The organism is Roseibium album (assembly GCF_001404515.1).
In the GTDB taxonomy this organism is placed as follows: Bacteria; Pseudomonadota; Alphaproteobacteria; order Rhizobiales; family Stappiaceae; genus Roseibium; species Roseibium album.
The window spans coordinates 1-17,181 of record NZ_CXWE01000010.1 but is presented as its reverse complement, the minus strand read 5'-3'; the positions used below and the strand labels follow the sequence as shown (position 1 = coordinate 17,181).

Genomic DNA, 17,181 nt, shown 5'->3' with positions numbered 1-17,181 from the left:
CCTATTAGGAGACTATGCGGCTATGACCGCCCCGCTTGCCATCAGGCTCGCGACAGTTTCCTGATCATACCCAAGCTGTTGCAACACCTCTCGGCTATGTTGTCCCAACACCGGCGCGGCTCTGGCAACTTTGGCAGGTGTTTTGCTGAATTTGACCGGGTGTCCAACGGTTTTAACATCGCCAGCGATGGGGTGATTTGTCTCCACGATCATATCACGTGCAACCGCCTGAGGGTCCTCGTGCATCTCCAGAATGCCCAGGACCGGACCGGCTGGAAGCGCCGCGGCTTCCATCTTGGCCAACCAGTTGGCGGTCGTGTCCCGCTGAAGTTTCTCATTCAGGATTTCGACGAGCGCAGGCAGGTTTTGCATCCGCGACTGGTTCGACGCAAATCTCGGATCGGCATCAAGCTCAGGCGTATCGATGACATCCAGCAAACGGAGCCAGTTGCTCTGGTTCGCGGCGCCAACATTGATCCAGCCGTCGCTGGTTGCGAACGCCTGGTAAGGTGCGTTGAGCGGATGCGCTGAGCCAAGCGGTTGTGGATTTTCACCTGTAGAAAAAGCAATCGCCGATTGCCAGTATGTTTGCACAATCGCGGCCTCAAACAGCGACGTGTCAACTTTTTGCCCCCGGCCGGTCTTCAACGCATTTGCGTATGCCGCACTCACACCCATGGCCGCCAGAATACCGGCATTGATGTCTGAAATCGGTGCAGCCACTTTGACCGGCGGACGCCCCGGTCCCTCGCCGGTGATCGACATCAGACCGGCCATGCCCTGGGCTATCAAATCAAAACCGCCACGCTCAGCGTACGGACCGGTACGCCCAAACCCGGAGATTTCGCAATAGATCAGGCGCGGGTTGACTGCCGCCAGATCCTCATAGCCGAGACCCAGCCGTTCCATTGTGCCAAGGCGATAATTTTCTATCACGACATCCGCATCTGAAAGGAGCTTGTGCAATATGTCTCGCGCCGACGGGTCCTTGAGGTTCAGTGCTATTCCCCGCTTGTTGCGGTTCATCATCATATATGCGGCGGATTCACCTTCAATCTCGGGTGGGACGAACCGGCGAGAATCATCGCCTTGCGGCTTTTCCACCTTAATGACATCCGCGCCCATGTCCGCCAGCATCAAGCCGCACACCGGACCTGCCATGATATGCGCAAGCTCGATGACCTTCATACCGGTCAAGGGTCCGGTTGCGGCCGTCATTTTCCGGTCCAATCCGGTTTGGATTTGCTCAGAAATGCATCGATACCGATGTGGAAATCATCGCTGGTGTAACACATCGCGATCAGGTCGTCGTCTTCAACTGCAATCGCAGCTCGCCGGCGACGCATGGCCTCTTTTGTGGAGCGCAAGGTCAGGGGCGCCATGGTGCCGACCAACTGTGCCAGTTCCTTGGCGCGCGCCATAAGTGCCGCCTCATCCGGCAGAACCTCACTCACCAGACCAATCGCCTGGGCTTCTTCAGCCAGGATCAGCCGCGCAGTGAATATGATTTCGCGGACGCGGCCTGCTCCCATCAGATCCGACAGGCGGGCAAGGTTATCGCTGGCAAGGCAGTTTCCCAAGGTACGTGCGATGGGAAACCCGAACTTGAGGCTGGAAGAGGTGATACGCAGATCACACGCCGCCGCGATCGCGGCCCCGCCGCCCGTGCACGCGCCATTGATCGCTGCGATCGTCGGTACCGGACAACGTTCCAAGTCGTCCAGCACCTGTGCGATCCGGGCTTCGTAGTCCAGCGCGTCCTGCGCAGTCTTGAAGTCGCGAAACTGGCTCATATCGGTGCCGGCCGCGAACGCCTTTCCGCCGTTACCGGAAATAACGATGGCCCTGATCGGTCCATTGGTTGGCAGCGATGTGCAGAGATTTGCGAGCGCGTCGTACATCGCAAATGTCAGCGCGTTGCGCGTCTCCGGGCGGTTGAACGCCACCCACAAGACACCGTCATTCAGGTGTTGGGTAAGTTCTTCGGTCATCGGTAGAAGTACTCGACGAGGAACATCGGCACCGTTGGCACGTAAGTGCAGAGCATCAGCACGGCCAACAGAACCGCGACAAAGAAGATATTCACTTTCGACACGGCCCAGATGTTCGCCCGGGCCACTGAGCAGGACGTGATCAGAACGGAAGCGACCGGCGGTGTCTGTTGGCCAATTGCCAGGTTCAGGGTGACGACGAGACCAAAATGCACGGGATCAATGCCCGCGGCGGAGATCAGCGGGATCACAATCGGGACAACCAGAATGATCGCGGCCGCCGAGTGCAGAAAGAACCCGATGATCAGGAAAAAGAAGTTCAGGATCAGCAAGATCGCCCATTGCTGAGCGGTGACGGACAAGATCGCTTCCGCCAGTTGCTGAGGGATCTGCGCACGGGTCAAGAAACCGCCCATAAGAACCGATGCGGCAACCAAAAGCATGACCACGGCGGTTTGTATGCCGCCGTCGAGCATCGCCCGGCGCAAATGTGCCAAGTTCAGGTTGCGATACCAGGCAGAGACAACAAGTGCAGCAAGCACGGCCAACCCTGCGGCTTCGGTTGCGGTGACAAATCCGCCGAATATCCCGCCCAGGATGATCACAGGCAACGCAAAAGCGGGCAGCGCGTCCTTGAACGTCTCGCGTACGCGCGGCAGGTTGAATGCCTCTTCCACCGGATAGTCATAGCGTTTCGCGAAAGCATAGGCGACGCCCATCAACCCGGCAGCGCCCAGGAGCCCCGGCACAACGCCTGCCACAAACAATTGCTCGACTGAGGTGTTGGCTGAGGCTGCATAAAGGATCATGGGGATCGATGGCGGGATGATAATCGCCAGAGAGGCCGAGGACGACGTGACGGCGGCGGAAAACTCCTTTGAGTAGCCGCGCTTTTTCATCTGCGGGATCAGAATCGAGCCCATTGCAGCGACGTCCGCTACAGCCGATCCCGAGATCTCCGCGAAGAACAGCGACACGCCAATATTGACCATCGCCAGACCACCGCGGATGAAGCCTATGATGGCGGACACGAAATTGATCAGCCGATCCGTGATCCCGCCCGCGTTCATAATGGCACCTGCCAGCACAAACATCGGAATCGCGATCAACGAAAACTTGGTGGATCCGTCATACATGTCCAGGGCAATCGTGACCAAACTGCCTGTGCCCTCGACCGCCAGGAGGCCGATCACGCCACACATGGCCAGCGCAACTGCAATTGGCACATTAATGCAGATCATCGCCAGCAGTGCGCAAAAGATCGCAGCCATCAACATCAGTTACGATCCTTGTTCTTGATCATCTCGGCCTCAACCTCTTCCTCGATCTCCGCGTGTTCCAGCGAAACGCCGGCGGCGGTGACTTTCCAGTAGTTCGGCAGGCTGAGAAGCTGGCACAGGATGAACAGGATCGCGCCAATCGGGATAATCGACTGGGTGAATTGAACCGGAACCCAGGTCAGTGAGATCAGCGTGTCGCCTTCGAGAACTTCGAGAACCTGAAGCCCGGCTCGCGCCATCAGCACAAAGAAGATCAACACGATTGCCTCGCCCGCCAGCAGGGCCGCCAGACGCGCCTTGACCGGCATCGCCAGAAGCACCGTATCAAACCCGATGTGACGACGGTGAAGCGCAGCGAGCGCCGAGCCGTAGTAGGTTATCCAGGCGAGCATGATCGCGGCGACTTCGTCATACCACGAAAAACTCTGGCCCGAGAGACGCGCAATCACCGCCGAAATCACGACGAAGGTCAGAAGCACCATCAGCGAGATCGTGATCCATTCAAGCACTTTGCCGAGGATCGTGACAATCCGAGGTAGGAGTGAGATTGAGAGCTGGTTCACTTCGCGCCTTGTCTTCTTGCAGGAGCCAAAGGGAGGCTCACGCGGATCTGTATAGCCACAAGAATGAAAGGGCAGCGGATTGCCCGCTGCCCGATACAAGCGTCAGTTTGAGTTCGCCAGGCCCAGAACCTGGTCAATCATGTCTTGCCCGCCTTCGACCTCGTCGGCGAATGCCTTGTAGATCGGCGCGGATGCCTCGACGAATGCATCCTTGTTCGCCTCATTCACCTCGACACCGGCAGCCTTGATCACGTCCAGCAATTCGGTTTCGAGCTGTGCCGCTTTTTCGTAGGTGAAGTCCTGCGTGGACGCCGCACAGGCGGTCAGGCCGGCCTGCACATCCTCCGGCAGTTTCGCAAATCCCTTCTGCGAAGCGAGGATGTAGGCAGGCGTGTAAACATGGCCGGTAATTGACAGGTATTTCTGGACTTCCTGGAATTTTGCGGATGCAATCTGCGCATAGGGGTTTTCCTGGCCGTCCATCACGCCGGTTTGCAACGCGGTAAACACGTCCGAGAATGCCATTGGCGTCGGGTTTGCGCCGTATTCCGTGAACATCTTGACACGCCACACACCGTTGGGAGTGCGAAGTTTGATGCCTTCTAGGTCACTCGGCACATTGATTGCCCGCGTGTTGTTGGTGATGTGGCGGAAGCCGTTCTCGGCCAGGCCAACGATGTGATATCCGCCACCGTTTGCAGCGGCCTGAAACTTGTCCATCATCGCGTCCTGGACACGGCGCATGTGATCGCGGTCGCGGATGATGTAGGGCATCTCAAATATGCCGAACGTGTCATCGACCGAAGACATGACGGACGACGGAAGCGCGAAGTCGACCTGACCCAGCTTCAGCTTTTGCAAAAGCTCCTTGTCCTTGCCCAACTGCGAAGAGCCGAACGTCTGAACCTCGACTTTGCCGCCCATCGACGAATTCACACATTCCGCGAAATTGTCGACGCTTGCTTCGAACAGTGAACCAGGATTGCCGACATGGCCAAACTTCAGCGTGATGTCGGCGGCAAAGGCACTGCTTGTTCCGCCAATCGCAGCGGCTGTTGCAATAAGAATTGCCTTGATGGTCATGTGTGTTTCCTCCCTTGGAAATGTGACTGTTTTCGTCACTCTGCCGCGATTTGCGTGTTCTCCAGCATCGCCATCGCAGCTCCGACTCCCCCTGCGTTGTGGGGAATTCCGGCCTTTGTCAGACCCATTTCGACGCCCGCCAATGTTGCGACCAACATGAGATCGTTGAAGTCACCAAGATGGCCGATGCGGAATACTTTATCGGCAACCTTCGACAGGCCGTTACCCAAAGAAATATCGTAGTGTTCCAAGGTCGTTGCCCTGAACCTATCTGCGCTGTGGCCTTCCGGGACCATGACAGCCGTCAGCACGCCGCTTTCCTGCCCCTGCTTGTTGCAGAGAACTTCCAGCCCCCAGCTGCGGACGGCAGCACGTGCAGCTGTCCCGTGACGCGCATGTCGGGCAAAGACATTTTCCAGTCCTTCTTCGTGCAGCATGTCAATGGCGACGTTCAGCCCGTAAAGAAGGTTCGTGGCAGGCGTATACGGGAAGTATCCTGTTTTGTTCGGACCGACCATATCCGCCCAGTCCCAATATGACCGCTTTAATGCGGCCGAGGCGTTCGCCGCCATGGCCTTGGCACTTACCGCGTTGAACGAAAGACCCGGCGGCAACATCAGTCCCTTTTGCGATCCGGAAACGGTGACATCAACGCCCCATTCATCGTGCTGATAGTCGAGCGACGCGAGTCCCGAGATCGTATCGACCATGAACAGTGCCGGATGTCCGGCGTTGTCGATTGCCTTGCGGACAGCAGCAATCGGCGAGACGGACCCCGTCGATGTCTCGTTGTGGACAACGCAGACGGCCTTGATCTCATGATTTCTGTCTTCAGCCAGATATGCCTCGATCTGGTCCGGATCGGCACCGCCGCGCCAGTCACCTTCTATGAACTCAGGCTTCAAGCCCAGTTTCTCGGCAATCGTTTTCCACAACGTCGCAAAATGCCCGGTTTCAAACATCAGAACCCGGTCGCCCGGCGACAGCACATTGACCAGCGCCGCCTCCCAACCGCCGGTGCCCGACGATGGATAGATCACGACGTTCTGCTCGGTCTTGAAGATGGTTTTGATCCCTTCCAGCGCCTGCGCACCGACTTTGCCGAACGCCGGCCCCCTGTGGTCAATCACCTGACCGGAGATCGCGCTCAGTATGCGATCCGGAACCGAACTGGGGCCGGGAATTTGCAGAAAATGACGACCAGCTTGTCTCATAAATCGAACCTTGTGGGACCTGCGTTTGAACGTGCGTCACAGAATGACATTGAAGTTGTGAATATGCAATTTTTAATTCATAATTCATTTTCAGATTACACGAACCAAGGATCCCGGCGTTGAACGACATTGCGCGTGAGCTTTCAAAAAGGGTGTCGGGCGATCTGATGTTCGATTCGTTCTCGCGCGGTCGCTATGCGACGGACGCATCGATTTATCAGATGATGCCGGTGGGCGTGCTGACACCCAGATCAGAAGACGACATTCTCGCGGCGATTGACTGCGCGTGCGATCAAGGCGTGCCGATCCTTCCCCGCGGCGGCGGCACATCACAGTGTGGACAGACCGTCAACGAAGCGCTGGTTTTGGACAACTCCGAGCATTTCAACGAAATTCTCGAACTTGACGTCGCAAACAAACGCTGTGTCGTGCGCCCGGGCATCGTGCTCGATGAACTGAATCGGGTGCTCAAACCGCATGGACTTTGGTTCCCGGTCGATGTCTCCACAGCGTCGCGCGCAACAATTGGCGGGATGACGGGAAACAACTCCTGCGGTGGGAAATCCATCCGGTACGGCATGATGCGGGACAATGTCCTGTCGATCGACGCGATCCTGGCCGATGGCAGCAAACACAGGTTTGGGGCAGGTCTTGCCGAGCAGAACACGGCTTACAACACGCTTTCCCACGATCTTGCGGCGATCGGCCAGAGGGAATCGGCTGAAGTCGCTGCCCGGTTCCCCAATGTCATGCGCCGCGTGGGTGGCTACAACATCGACGCGCTGACCTCTGGACTGGACGCCCAGAACCTCGCTCATCTTCTTGTTGGCTCGGAAGGCACGCTTGCCTACACAACCGCGATCGAGCTGAAACTCTCCCCGCTTCAGGATGGCAAAGCCCTGGGTGTGTGCCACTTCCCGACCTTCCATCAGGCAATGGACGCGGCGCAGCATCTGGTGACACTTGATCCCGAGGGCGTCGAGTTGGTCGATCATACGATGATCGCGCTGGCTCGCGACATTCCGCTTTTTGCCAGGACAATCGAAAATTTTGTGACCGGCACACCAGAGGCTTTGCTGCTGGTGGAATTCACGCGAGCCAACGGGGTGCAAAAGTTAAAAGATCTCGAGCAGATGATGGGCGATCTCGGGTTTTCCTGGACCGGGACCGGCAAGGCCTGGGGCGGTGTCACCGCGGTGACGGATGCAGGCCTGCAGGGACAGATCGCTGAACTGCGCAAATCTGGCCTCAACATAATGATGTCCATGAAGACCGCGGGAAAGCCCGTATCGTTTGTAGAGGATTGCGCGGTTGAACTGCCTGACCTTGCCGCCTACACGGCTGGGCTCACGGAGATTTTTGAACGCCACGGCACCACAGGTACATGGTACGCACATGCGTCGGTCGGGTGCCTGCACGTGCGCCCGGTGTTGAACCTGAAGCTGGACAATGACGTCGCCACAATGCGCGCGATTGCCGAAGAGTGTTTTGATCTTGTTGCCCGTTACAAGGGGTCGCATTCAGGTGAGCATGGTGACGGCATCGTCCGCTCGGAATTTCATGAAAAGATGTTTGGCTCTCGGATGGTCGCAACCTTTGAGGAGGTGAAAGACCGTTTCGATCCGACCGGCGTGTTTAACCCCGGCAAGATCGTCAATGCGCCAAAGATGGATGACCGTCGCCTGTTTCGCTATGGACCGGAATACCGGGCCTCGCAACTGAAAACCGAACTGGAGTGGTCCGAGTGGTCCGGCAAAGATGGCGGATTTCAGGGTGCGGTTGAAATGTGCAACAACAACGGCGCCTGCCGCAAACTGAGAGGCGGCGTCATGTGTCCCTCGTTTCGAGTGACGCGCAAGGAAAAGGACCTGACCCGCGGCCGCGCCAACACCCTCCGCCTTGCGATTTCCGGACAGCTTGGGCCCGACGCACTGGTATCGGAAGAGATGGCAGATGCGATGAAGCTTTGTGTGTCCTGCAAGGGCTGCAAGCGCGAGTGCCCGACCGGCGTGGATATGGCGCGGATGAAGATTGAGGTGCTGTCTGCGCGCGCCAAAAAGCATGGCTCCAGCCTTCATGATCGCCTCATCGGCTATTTGCCGCGATATGCGCCCTGGGCGGCAAAAATGCCATTTCTCTTGAACCTGCGGGACAAGGTACCGGGTTTGGCCATGGCAACCGAACGCCTGACGGGTTTCACAGCAAAACGCCCCTTGCCCAGATGGGCCGCGAAGCCGTTCAAGGATACCGAGGTCAGCGCGACCTCCGCACCGGACGCGGTTCTGTTCGTCGACAGTTTCAACCGCTATTTCGAGCCCGAAAACCTGCGCGCGGCAGTCAGAGTTCTGAACGCCACGGGCAGTGTGGTCGATGTGGTAAAACCTATCGGCAATAGCCGTCCATTGTGTTGTGGCCGCACGTTTCTGTCGGTCGGATTGGTTGATCAGGCACGGCAAGAGGCAAAACGGCTTATCGATGCCCTGATGCCTTATGCGGAACTTGACATTCCCATTGTCGGGCTGGAACCAAGCTGCCTGTTGACCCTTCGCGACGAGATACCTGCGCTTTTACCTGGCGAAGATAGCGAAAAGATCGCTAAACTGGCACGGATGTTCGAGGAATTCATTGCCGATCAAGGGGACAATCCGCACTTCATCTCGCGCCTTGAATCTCCGGCGCCCGAGGTGATATTGCACGGGCACTGCCATCAGAAAGCAATGGGAGTTATGCCCGCAATCGAAAAAATGCTGGCACTGTTGCCGGACACCAATGTAACCAAGATCGACAGCAGTTGCTGTGGTATGGCCGGTGCATTTGGCTATGGTGTGGACACATATGACACGTCGATAAAGATGGCCGAACTGGACGTTCTTCCCGCTGCTCGCGCCGCATCTGGCGATGCAATTGTCGTGGCAGATGGCACGTCCTGTCGCCACCAAATAGCGGACAACACCGATTGCAATCCGATGCACATGGCCCAACTTCTCGACTTGGCACTGAATCCGGACAACACGGTGCAAAATGACTGATTTATCCGCAAACATGGTCATCGAGCGAAGATCGCTTCACCTTGAACTGGTGGAACGTCTGCGTCCCCTGATCATCGAAAGCGAAATTGCCCCGGGCAAGAAAGTTCCCGAAAAGGCCCTTTGTGAACAATTCAGCGTCTCGCGGACGCCAATGCGCGAGGCATTGAAGGTCTTGGCCGCGGAAGGTTTGGTCCGATTGGAACCAAATCGCGGCGCATGGGTCACCTTGATCACCATAGAAGAGGTTGAAGAGGTCTTTCCGGTGCTTGCCGTTCTTGAGGGCCTGTCGGGTGAGCTGGCCTGCGCAAAGATCACTGACGAGGAAATAGCCGGGATCCGCTCGCTTCACGACGCAATGATAAAAAGCTATCGCGACAGGGACCTGGCCACGTATTTCAAACTTAACCAAGACATCCATCTTGGCATTCTTACTGCTGCAAGAAACGAAACCCTGGCCAACTCCAGCATGGCATTGTCAGCACGTATGCAGCGCGCACGATATGCGGCCAACATGTCTGACGAGCGCTGGAGCGAAGCCGTGGACGAACACAATGAAATCATGAGAGCGCTGGAAGCGCGCGACGGCAAGATGCTGGCATCAATCCTGAGCGTTCACATGAAAAACAAGCAAAATTCAGTGCTGCGCTGGTTGAAGAACGCGGCCGACCATGAAGCCGACTAGGGAACAGGTCCGGGTGTGCTTTCGACGTGGCTCTGTATGAATGACATCGCCGGCATCGCTTCTCGCAAGCAAGGGTTCCCCGCAGCCGCGTTGTCAGCCTTTTGCGGGTTCGTCCGGAAACGGAGCAGGGAGCCCGCAATCAGCTGCAAGCACATTCAGGTCACGCCGCAGAGCAGGGTTCAGAACAAGGCCGCTTGACCGGCGGGCATCAGCCGCCGCGGTCTTGCCGTCTCCTGGCAAGCGGACAGGGTCGTGACCCGGAAGCGGGTCGGAGGCGCGCATCTCGTCAAAGACCCGACTGGCGGAACCCGCAAAATCGTCCCCAATTCCGAAGGCAGCGGGATCAAGTGCCATGACAAACATCCCGGTATTTGTCGAAGAGCTCGTGTCATTCGTGAAGTCGACCACATCCGAGCCGAAGGCAGCCCCGTTGAGCACACCGGCCATGAGCCCAATTGCAATCGACAAACCAAATCCCTTTGGGCCGCCGATCGGCAGGAGGAAGCCCTCTGATTTCCGGGCTGGATCCGTGAGCGGTTTGCCGTCCCGTCCAACCATCCAGCCTTCCGGCATCTCCTTGCCCTGTTGCAGAAGCGTCTTGATCTTTCCCATCGCTGCAACGGTTGTGGCCATATCGAATACGAATGGATCGGCACCGGCTGCAGGTGCCGAGAACGCGATCGGGTTGGTCCCAAGCAGCAGGTCGGTTCCCCCGTATGGAGGAACGTGGTTCGCGCTTCCTACTGCAGCCGCCATGCCAAGCAGACCGGCCTCGGCCTGCGTGCGCACATAAAGCGCCAAGGGCCCGGCATGATTGCCGCGGCGGACACCAACCCAGCCAATACCGGCGGCGCGCGCCTTTTCGATGGCAAGATCGCGCGCAGCGGACATGGCAAGATGGCCAAGCCCGTCGTCCCCGTCGATCACCCCCGTTGCAATTGTTTCCTGCGCCACAGTCACAGACGGCGTCGGGTTGCAGCCGCCACCGTCCAAACGCGCCAGGTATTGCCGCAGGCGAAAAACACCATGCGTGCCATACCCAAAGATGTCCGCCTCAACCATGAGCGTGGCGACTGTGACGGCATCATCATGCGGGACGCCCTTCGACTGCAGCGCAGCTGAAACGAAATCGCGCAGGGTTTGCACCGGTATGGCGGATTCTTCAGTTGTCGTGTGCACCTACGGATTCCTTCTGCCAGAAGACGATCCTGCGCTGTGTCCATTGCACGATCAGGTACAGTGCAAGCCCGACGAGGCTCAGATACAGGATCAGCGAAAATACCCGGGGCGTGTTGAGCTGGGATGCAGCGACCCGAATCAGTTCGCCAAAGCCCTTGCCGCCGCCCAGGAATTCGCCCGTGATCGCGCCGGCCATAACGCCGACGGCGCCGATCTTAAGCCCTGTGAAGATCTGCGGCAGCCCGGTGGGAAGCTTCATCTTGATCAACGTCTGCATCCGGCTCGCACCCATGGTCTTGAAGAGCATGCGGGCATTCTCATCAGCCGAGTGAAGACCTGCGGCCGTTCCCACCACGATCGGGAAGGTGGCGATAAACGCCGCCAGTGCCACTTTGGATTCGATGCCGAAGCCCAGCCAGGCAACAAAGAGGGGCGCAAAAGCAACCTTCGGCATGGTGTCGATGGCTACCAGGTAAGGCATGACAGCTTTTTCGCCGAACACTGTTTCGCCGACGAGTACGCCAAGCGAGAAGCCGAGGGTGATGGCCAGCGCGAATCCGTAGATCACCTCTTTGACTGTGATCCAAAGAGAAACAAGCATATAGCCGCCGCTAAGAAGATTGTTTCCGACAAAGATCATGTCGTCGAAGGTTTCCCACGGCGTGGGCAAAATGATCGGCGAAACGAGTTCCAAGCGTGTTACCAGATCCCAGGTGCCGATGAAAACCACGAACACAAATGTCATGGCGATCCAACGGGGCACGGAATCGATGAATGCAACTTCCTGAACCCAGACGGTATCGTCCGCTGCTTCGGCCTCTAGCCGCTGATTGGTGGGCGCATCAGTCACATGTCTTCTCCCTTGTCCAACATGCTGCGAATATGATCCACGATTTCGCCAAATCTCGGTGTCGTCATCATATCAAGCGTGCGCGGCCGGGGCAGATCAACGTGGACGATCTCCGCAATTCGGCCAGGGCGGGGTTTCATTACGACGATCTCATCCGACAGTATCACCGCCTCCTGAATGGAATGCGTGACCAGAAAGGCCGTCGCGTCCTGCTCACGGCAAATTCTCTGCAATTCCATGTTCATCATGTCGCGAGACAGCTCGTCCAGCGCGCTGAACGGTTCGTCCAAAAGCAGAACTGCCGGTTCGGTAATCAGCATCCGGCAGATCGACGCTCGCTGCGCCATGCCGCCGGACAATTCATTGGGATAAACGTTCTCGAACCCTTTCAGCCCGACAATGTCGAGCAGGTCATGCGCCTTTTCCCTCGCCTGCTTGGCGGCCGCTTTCCCGTCACGGATCTCGATCGGCAGCACGATGTTCTCGACCGCGGTCTTCCAGGGAAAGAGCGTGGCTTGCTGGAACATCATTCCGATGTCGCGCCGCGGACCGGTGACAGGCTTGTCCTGAAGGATCACACGGCCTTTCGTGGGTGGGATGAGCCCCGCCATGATCTTCAACAGGGTCGATTTCCCGCAGCCGCTTGATCCGATAACCGACGTGAAGCTCCCGTGGCGCAAGGTGAGGTCCACGTTCTCCAGCGCGATCACCGCATTGCGCGCGTACGTCTTGCTGACATTGGTCAACTCATAAACCGGCGCTTCAGATGAAGCGCCGGAGTAGTCATTTGCCAATGAGGCGTTCATTTTCCGACGCCTGCACTTCCGAGCTCTGCGAACTCATTGGTCCAGATCACGCTCAGATCATCGAGAGGTCCTGGGATTTCACCGCCAGCGACAAGAGCTTCCTGCCATTCTTCCCAGACTGCCGCCGGATACCAGCCAAGATGCGGGCTGTCGCCAGCAGCAATTGTCTTGGAACGAACCGCATCGAACAGTGCCGCCTGGAACTCCTTGTCTTCACCTTCCTGCGGATTGCCTGCGGCAAGGTGGGCAAGAACTGCATCGCGATTGGCGTCGTCCAGTGCAAAGGCATGGCCCTTGGCAAAGGCACGGCTCCATGCTTCAACAAGCTCACGGTCGTTGGCGATCGTATCGGCCATGGTGGCAATGCCGTTGCCGAAGAACCGGCCGAACTCGGCGGGTGTGATGTCACGCACCTTCATGCCGCGCTGGTTGAGAACCGCTGTATCTGCGGTGGACGCAGAATAGGCGTCAATTTCACCGTTCAGGAACGCCGCGGTTGCCGGGCCACCGTCACCGACCGTGAGGAACTCAAAGTCAGTGCCTTCGACCATTCCAGCCCCGGTCAGCACGTTGCGGGCAAAGCCCACCTCAGCACCGTCCGCTGTACCGGTCCCGATAACCTTGCCGCGCAGGTCCTCGATCTTCTGAAAATCGGAGCCTTCTTGAACTGCGATTCCAAAATTGCTCCGTGCAGCCACGTTGTAGATATGTGTGGCATCCACACCGCGTGAACGCGCTGCGATAAGCGGGCCGGGGCCCGGACGGCCGAACTGCGCTTGACCTGCAGACAACGCCTGCAAAACCGCACCCGAACCATTGATGGCTTCGACCGTAACGTTCAAGCCCTCGTCTTCGAAAAACCCTTCGCCTATGGCGACAAAGACCGGAAACGAGTTGATGGCTGACGGGCTCGGCTGCACGAAAGTAATTTCTTGCAAGTCTTGCGCAAACGTAACCTTTCCAAACAATCCGGCTGCCAGCGCTGCCGTCAGTAAAGATGTTAATGTTCTGCGGTTCATCATACGCTTATTCCTCCCTTCGCGTTCTTTCCAATCCCCCTCGTCCTATCGACGTCTTCGGAAGATCGCTTATACGGCACGCACCGAGTTCGTGAGCGTGCCGATCCCTGAAATGTTGCAAACGACGGTGTCGCCATCCTTCAGGAAACTTGGTGGATCCATGGCGTATCCCACGCCCGACGGCGTACCGGTCGCGATGATGTCACCGGGCTCCAACGTCATGCCCTCCGACAACGAAGCGATAAGTGTCTCGATATCGAAAATCATGTCCGCGGTGTTGCCGTTCTGCCGGATCTCACCATTTACGGTCAGCGAAATCGGCAAAGCATGCGGGTCATCAATGGCGTCCGCGGTCACAATCCAAGGACCCATGGGGCAAGAGCCGTCAAAGGCCTTTCCCTTGAAATTCTGCCCGCCATGGCGGCGCTGTACGTCGCGGGCGGAGATGTCATTCAAAATAGTGTAGCCGAAGACGTGTTTCATTGCGTCCGCCTTGGCGATATTGCGCCCCGGCGTGCCGATAATCACGGCCAGTTCAACTTCGTAGTCAGTTTGCTTTGAGACGTTCGGAAAGGTCAGCACATCGCCGCCCGGGCCTACGATGGACGTCGGCGGTTTGGTGAAGAAAACCGGATACTCGGTTACGCCGACCTGCTGCTTTTGCGCCCGGTCCCCCTCGGTGATGTGTTCAGCATAGTTGCGCCCGACACATAGAACGTTCTTGCGAATGACGGGAATTGGCGCCAGCAGATCTGCCCCCTCGGGCAGAATCGCCGCGTCAAGGAGACCGGCTTCAGCGTCGTCCACAAGGTTGCGTGCGGTATCGAGCGTCTCCGGCGATCCGGCAATCAGAAGGAGCATTGAATTTGCCTTCAATGCCTCGGCAGCAGGGCCCGTCAGGTGGTGCGCGGCTTTGGACAGGTTCAAAAGCCGGTCGTCTTTCAGAACGGCCGCACAGATATTCTCTCCACCTGATGACACTGTGGCTAGACGCACGACATTTTCCTCCCGATACCGTCTTTTTTTGCGGCAGAGTGTCGCGATGTTTCGCGATCTCTTGCTAACCTTGCTGACAAGAGTTGATTGACTCTCGCTCTAATTCAATCAACCAATCAGCAAATTGGGTGGCGACATGAACGAGACAACCGAACTATCACAAAGACTGCGTGACCTGATCGATAGTGCCGGATATCGGTTGAACGACCGCATTTTGCCCGAGCGCGAACTGTGCAAACGTTTGGACACGACACGCAACCAACTGCGTAAAGCACTTGCCGACCTCGAGGCGCAGGGGTTGATCTGGCGGCATGTGGGACGCGGCACATTCGTCGGCTCGCGGCCCGTCCTGAACCTTCAGGATGTCACCTACCTCCGCGACCAGATAAAGCCCGAACAGGTGATCACGGTCCGCTACAGCATTGAACCCGAACTGGCGCGGCTCGCTGCAAAGAATGCGAGCAAATCTGATTGTAAACAAATGAAAATTTGCGCTGAGAAATGCCGCGAAGCCATTGACTGGCGCGCCTACGAAGCATGGGACAACAAGTTGCACCACGCTATCGCGCGAAGCACACGCAATCAGCTTTACCTGTACTTTTTCGAGACGCTGAACTCGGTGCGCCGCTCAATTGTCTGGGGTCAACCGCGCGATACCCGCAAGCCCGTGCCCGGCTATACAAGCTTCGTCGAACACGATGCGATCGTGCGGGCGATCTCGTCCGGAAACGGTGAACTGGCCATGCAAATGATGCAGCAACATCTGCGCTCGGTTTATTCGCGGATGATGCCAGAAGTCGTTTTGGGCGAGGGGTAAGCCCCAACCGATTCAAGAATTGGTTGATCAAAACTCATTGCCAACGAGTTTATTTTTTGTGCATTCGGTCCAAGTCATAAAGCGAGCGGTCCTAAGTCGGTATCGCGAGTCTGCGGGCCCAACTACAACTGACCGCAAGCGAGGAAAGCGATGTCTGAGCATGTAATCGAGACACCAAAGGTACACGTCATTCCCACCAGCGACGGAGGGTCTTTTCCCGTCCGTCGCGTCTACTGCATTGGCCGGAACTTTGCGGCGCATGCTGTCGAAATGGGACACGACCCCAACCGCGAACCTCCCTTCTTTTTTCAAAAGAACCCAAACAATCTGGACGCTTCCGGAGAATTTCCCTACCCACCGCACACATCTGACGTACACCACGAGGTCGAACTCCTGGTTGGACTGAAGAGTGGAGGTACCAACATCGCCCTGTCAGATGCTCTCGACCACGTCTGGGGCTACGGTGTGTCCCTGGACATGACGCGCAGGGACTTGCAGGGCGAAATGAAGAAGATGGGACGCCCCTGGGAAATCGGCAAAGCATTCGAGCGGTCCGGACCAGTGGGTCCATTGCATCCGGTCTCCGATGTTGGCCACCCGGATCAGGGCCGGATTGAACTAACAGTCAACGGCGACTTGCGACAAGAAGGTGATCTGAACCAGATGATCTGGAAGGTGCCGGAGATGATCTCCTATCTCTCGGAATACTTCGAACTCGCGGCGGGAGATGTGATCATGGCCGGGACTCCTTCGGGCGTAAATGCCGTGGAGCCAGGCGACACCATGGAAGCGAGCATCGAATCCGTCGGAACACTGTCCGTCAAGGTCGTCTGAAGCCAGGAGCGAGGCCGGCTCGGGCGGCTTGGCCTTACTCAAAGCAACTAATCGCTGGATGATTTCACTCTCGTTCATCTTGAAGAGCGCACATCAGATCCGACCCTGGCCAACCGGGAAATCTTGGCAGACACACACGCTGTTGTTCTTAGAGCATCCGATGCTGCTTTTCGGTATTTGTAACTTGCCTCAGGATGGGTTGCGTCAAAGCTTGTGCAGCGATTGGGTCTTACCGGATTTGTTGATCCTCCACCTTTGAGGAGGTCGTCCGTTATGTTTAGGAAAACAAAGGATCAGGGTGCGCGGTTTGTTGTAGGTCAGAACGAAAAAAAGCCCGTCCGATTTCTCGGCGGGCTTTGTTTGTTTGCGGGATCGGGATTTTGCTTTCGCGTTGCGCTTTGGGTCTAGGCGCTTGTCGTGAGCCTGGCCTTTTGGTCGCGTTTTGCAAGGTCCGGGTCCTTGTCGGGTGCAACAAAAAAGCCGCGCTTGAGGGCGGCTTGAACTTGTTTGGTTTCGGGATCTGGATTTGAATGTTTTCTGCCCGGTTGCGTCGGACTATGTCCTCCTTCCGGGGCCCCCGTCAGGTCAAGATCGGCGCCCCCTTCCAACAAAAAAGCCGCCCGATGTGGGCGGCTTTTTTTGTTGGTTGCGGGAGCAGGATTTGGTGTTTTTTTGCCCTTCTGCGTCGGGCTTTGCCCTCCTTGATGGGCCCGGAGAGGTTCTCGCCTGTATCCACTGTCCAGATACGCCAAAGGCCGCCCTGTTGGACGGCCTTTGGCGTATTTGGTTGCGGGAGCAGGATTTGAACCTGCGACCTTCAGGTTATGAGCCTGACGAG

The 17,181-nt window shown here is 57.3% G+C and carries 15 protein-coding genes; 4 read left to right on the top strand and 11 right to left on the bottom strand.

The window, feature by feature from the left end:
• Positions 1-12: 12 nt before the first annotated feature.
• The 6 genes from LA5095_RS27280 to LA5095_RS27255 all read right to left on the bottom strand — a co-directional run bounded on the left by LA5095_RS27280 (position 13) and on the right by LA5095_RS27255 (position 6,131).
• Positions 13-1,218, bottom strand: coding sequence for a CaiB/BaiF CoA transferase family protein (locus tag LA5095_RS27280; protein ID WP_055120885.1), 1,206 nt, complete (start codon positions 1,216-1,218; stop codon positions 13-15).
• Positions 1,215-1,991 carry an enoyl-CoA hydratase/isomerase family protein gene (locus LA5095_RS27275; protein ID WP_055120883.1) on the bottom strand — a complete coding sequence of 259 codons (777 nt, stop codon included), beginning with the start codon at positions 1,989-1,991 and terminating at the stop codon, positions 1,215-1,217. Before LA5095_RS27275 ends, LA5095_RS27280 begins: the two co-directional genes overlap by 4 nt.
• Positions 1,988-3,268, bottom strand: a complete 1,281-nt coding sequence (locus LA5095_RS27270; protein ID WP_055120881.1) for a TRAP transporter large permease — start codon at positions 3,266-3,268, stop codon at positions 1,988-1,990. The genes LA5095_RS27275 and LA5095_RS27270 overlap by 4 nt, the downstream gene beginning before the upstream one ends.
• Complete coding sequence (locus tag LA5095_RS27265) at positions 3,268-3,834, bottom strand: TRAP transporter small permease (RefSeq protein ID WP_235808903.1); 567 nt, start codon at positions 3,832-3,834, stop codon at positions 3,268-3,270. Before LA5095_RS27265 ends, LA5095_RS27270 begins: the two co-directional genes overlap by 1 nt.
• A gap of 102 nt (positions 3,835-3,936) precedes the next feature.
• Positions 3,937-4,917, bottom strand: coding sequence for a TRAP transporter substrate-binding protein (locus LA5095_RS27260; RefSeq protein ID WP_055120879.1), 981 nt, complete (start codon positions 4,915-4,917; stop codon positions 3,937-3,939).
• A 35-nt stretch (positions 4,918-4,952) separates the two neighbouring features.
• Complete coding sequence (locus LA5095_RS27255; RefSeq protein WP_055120877.1) at positions 4,953-6,131, bottom strand: pyridoxal-phosphate-dependent aminotransferase family protein; 1,179 nt, start codon at positions 6,129-6,131, stop codon at positions 4,953-4,955.
• Positions 6,132-6,298: 167 nt separating this feature from the next.
• Here LA5095_RS27255 and LA5095_RS27250 point away from each other — a divergent pair, with 167 nt between their 5' ends.
• Both LA5095_RS27250 and LA5095_RS27245 read left to right on the top strand, forming a co-directional pair.
• Positions 6,299-9,160, top strand: a complete 2,862-nt coding sequence (locus tag LA5095_RS27250; protein ID WP_082442987.1) for an FAD-binding and (Fe-S)-binding domain-containing protein — start codon at positions 6,299-6,301, stop codon at positions 9,158-9,160.
• A complete protein-coding gene (locus tag LA5095_RS27245; RefSeq protein WP_055120874.1) occupies positions 9,153-9,842 on the top strand; it encodes a GntR family transcriptional regulator in 690 nt (229 codons plus the stop codon). Before LA5095_RS27250 ends, LA5095_RS27245 begins: the two co-directional genes overlap by 8 nt.
• Before the next feature lie 93 nt (positions 9,843-9,935).
• On the opposite strand, the gene LA5095_RS27240 is transcribed toward LA5095_RS27245, so the two are convergent.
• The 5 genes from LA5095_RS27240 to LA5095_RS27220 form a co-directional block, all read right to left on the bottom strand.
• On the bottom strand, positions 9,936-11,021 hold the full coding sequence (locus tag LA5095_RS27240) for an Ldh family oxidoreductase (protein ID WP_055120872.1): 1,086 nt from the start codon (positions 11,019-11,021) through the stop codon (positions 9,936-9,938).
• Positions 11,005-11,871, bottom strand: coding sequence for an ABC transporter permease (locus LA5095_RS27235; RefSeq protein WP_055120870.1), 867 nt, complete (start codon positions 11,869-11,871; stop codon positions 11,005-11,007). The genes LA5095_RS27240 and LA5095_RS27235 overlap by 17 nt, the downstream gene beginning before the upstream one ends.
• Positions 11,868-12,677, bottom strand: coding sequence for an ABC transporter ATP-binding protein (locus LA5095_RS27230; protein WP_055120868.1), 810 nt, complete (start codon positions 12,675-12,677; stop codon positions 11,868-11,870). Before LA5095_RS27230 ends, LA5095_RS27235 begins: the two co-directional genes overlap by 4 nt.
• Positions 12,674-13,699 carry an ABC transporter substrate-binding protein gene (locus LA5095_RS27225; protein WP_055120866.1) on the bottom strand — a complete coding sequence of 342 codons (1,026 nt, stop codon included), beginning with the start codon at positions 13,697-13,699 and terminating at the stop codon, positions 12,674-12,676. The genes LA5095_RS27230 and LA5095_RS27225 overlap by 4 nt, the downstream gene beginning before the upstream one ends.
• A 66-nt stretch (positions 13,700-13,765) precedes the next feature.
• On the bottom strand, positions 13,766-14,692 hold the full coding sequence (locus LA5095_RS27220; RefSeq protein WP_055120865.1) for a fumarylacetoacetate hydrolase family protein: 927 nt from the start codon (positions 14,690-14,692) through the stop codon (positions 13,766-13,768).
• Between the two features lie 136 nt (positions 14,693-14,828).
• Between LA5095_RS27220 and LA5095_RS27215 the strand changes: the two genes are divergently transcribed.
• Positions 14,829-15,509, top strand: a complete 681-nt coding sequence (locus LA5095_RS27215; protein WP_055120863.1) for a FadR/GntR family transcriptional regulator — start codon at positions 14,829-14,831, stop codon at positions 15,507-15,509.
• Positions 15,510-15,659: 150 nt separating this feature from the next.
• Positions 15,660-16,343, top strand: coding sequence for a fumarylacetoacetate hydrolase family protein (locus LA5095_RS27210; RefSeq protein ID WP_055120861.1), 684 nt, complete (start codon positions 15,660-15,662; stop codon positions 16,341-16,343).
• The last annotated feature ends 838 nt before the right edge of the window (positions 16,344-17,181 follow it).

What these genes read in the sequence shown, in the direction of transcription:
- LA5095_RS27260 (WP_055120879.1), bottom strand. Translation starts at nt 4,917, where the DNA reads ATGACCATCAAGGCAATTCTTATTGCAACAGCCGCTGCGATTGGCGGA.
- LA5095_RS27280 (WP_055120885.1), bottom strand. Translation starts at nt 1,218, where the DNA reads ATGACGGCCGCAACCGGACCCTTGACCGGTATGAAGGTCATCGAGCTT.
- LA5095_RS27215 (WP_055120863.1), top strand. Translation starts at nt 14,829, where the DNA reads ATGAACGAGACAACCGAACTATCACAAAGACTGCGTGACCTGATCGAT.
- LA5095_RS27255 (WP_055120877.1), bottom strand. Translation starts at nt 6,131, where the DNA reads ATGAGACAAGCTGGTCGTCATTTTCTGCAAATTCCCGGCCCCAGTTCG.
- LA5095_RS27275 (WP_055120883.1), bottom strand. Translation starts at nt 1,991, where the DNA reads ATGACCGAAGAACTTACCCAACACCTGAATGACGGTGTCTTGTGGGTG.
- LA5095_RS27225 (WP_055120866.1), bottom strand. Translation starts at nt 13,699, where the DNA reads ATGATGAACCGCAGAACATTAACATCTTTACTGACGGCAGCGCTGGCA.
- LA5095_RS27245 (WP_055120874.1), top strand. Translation starts at nt 9,153, where the DNA reads ATGACTGATTTATCCGCAAACATGGTCATCGAGCGAAGATCGCTTCAC.
- LA5095_RS27270 (WP_055120881.1), bottom strand. Translation starts at nt 3,268, where the DNA reads ATGTTGATGGCTGCGATCTTTTGCGCACTGCTGGCGATGATCTGCATT.
- LA5095_RS27230 (WP_055120868.1), bottom strand. Translation starts at nt 12,677, where the DNA reads ATGAACGCCTCATTGGCAAATGACTACTCCGGCGCTTCATCTGAAGCG.
- LA5095_RS27210 (WP_055120861.1), top strand. Translation starts at nt 15,660, where the DNA reads ATGTCTGAGCATGTAATCGAGACACCAAAGGTACACGTCATTCCCACC.
- LA5095_RS27250 (WP_082442987.1), top strand. Translation starts at nt 6,299, where the DNA reads ATGTTCGATTCGTTCTCGCGCGGTCGCTATGCGACGGACGCATCGATT.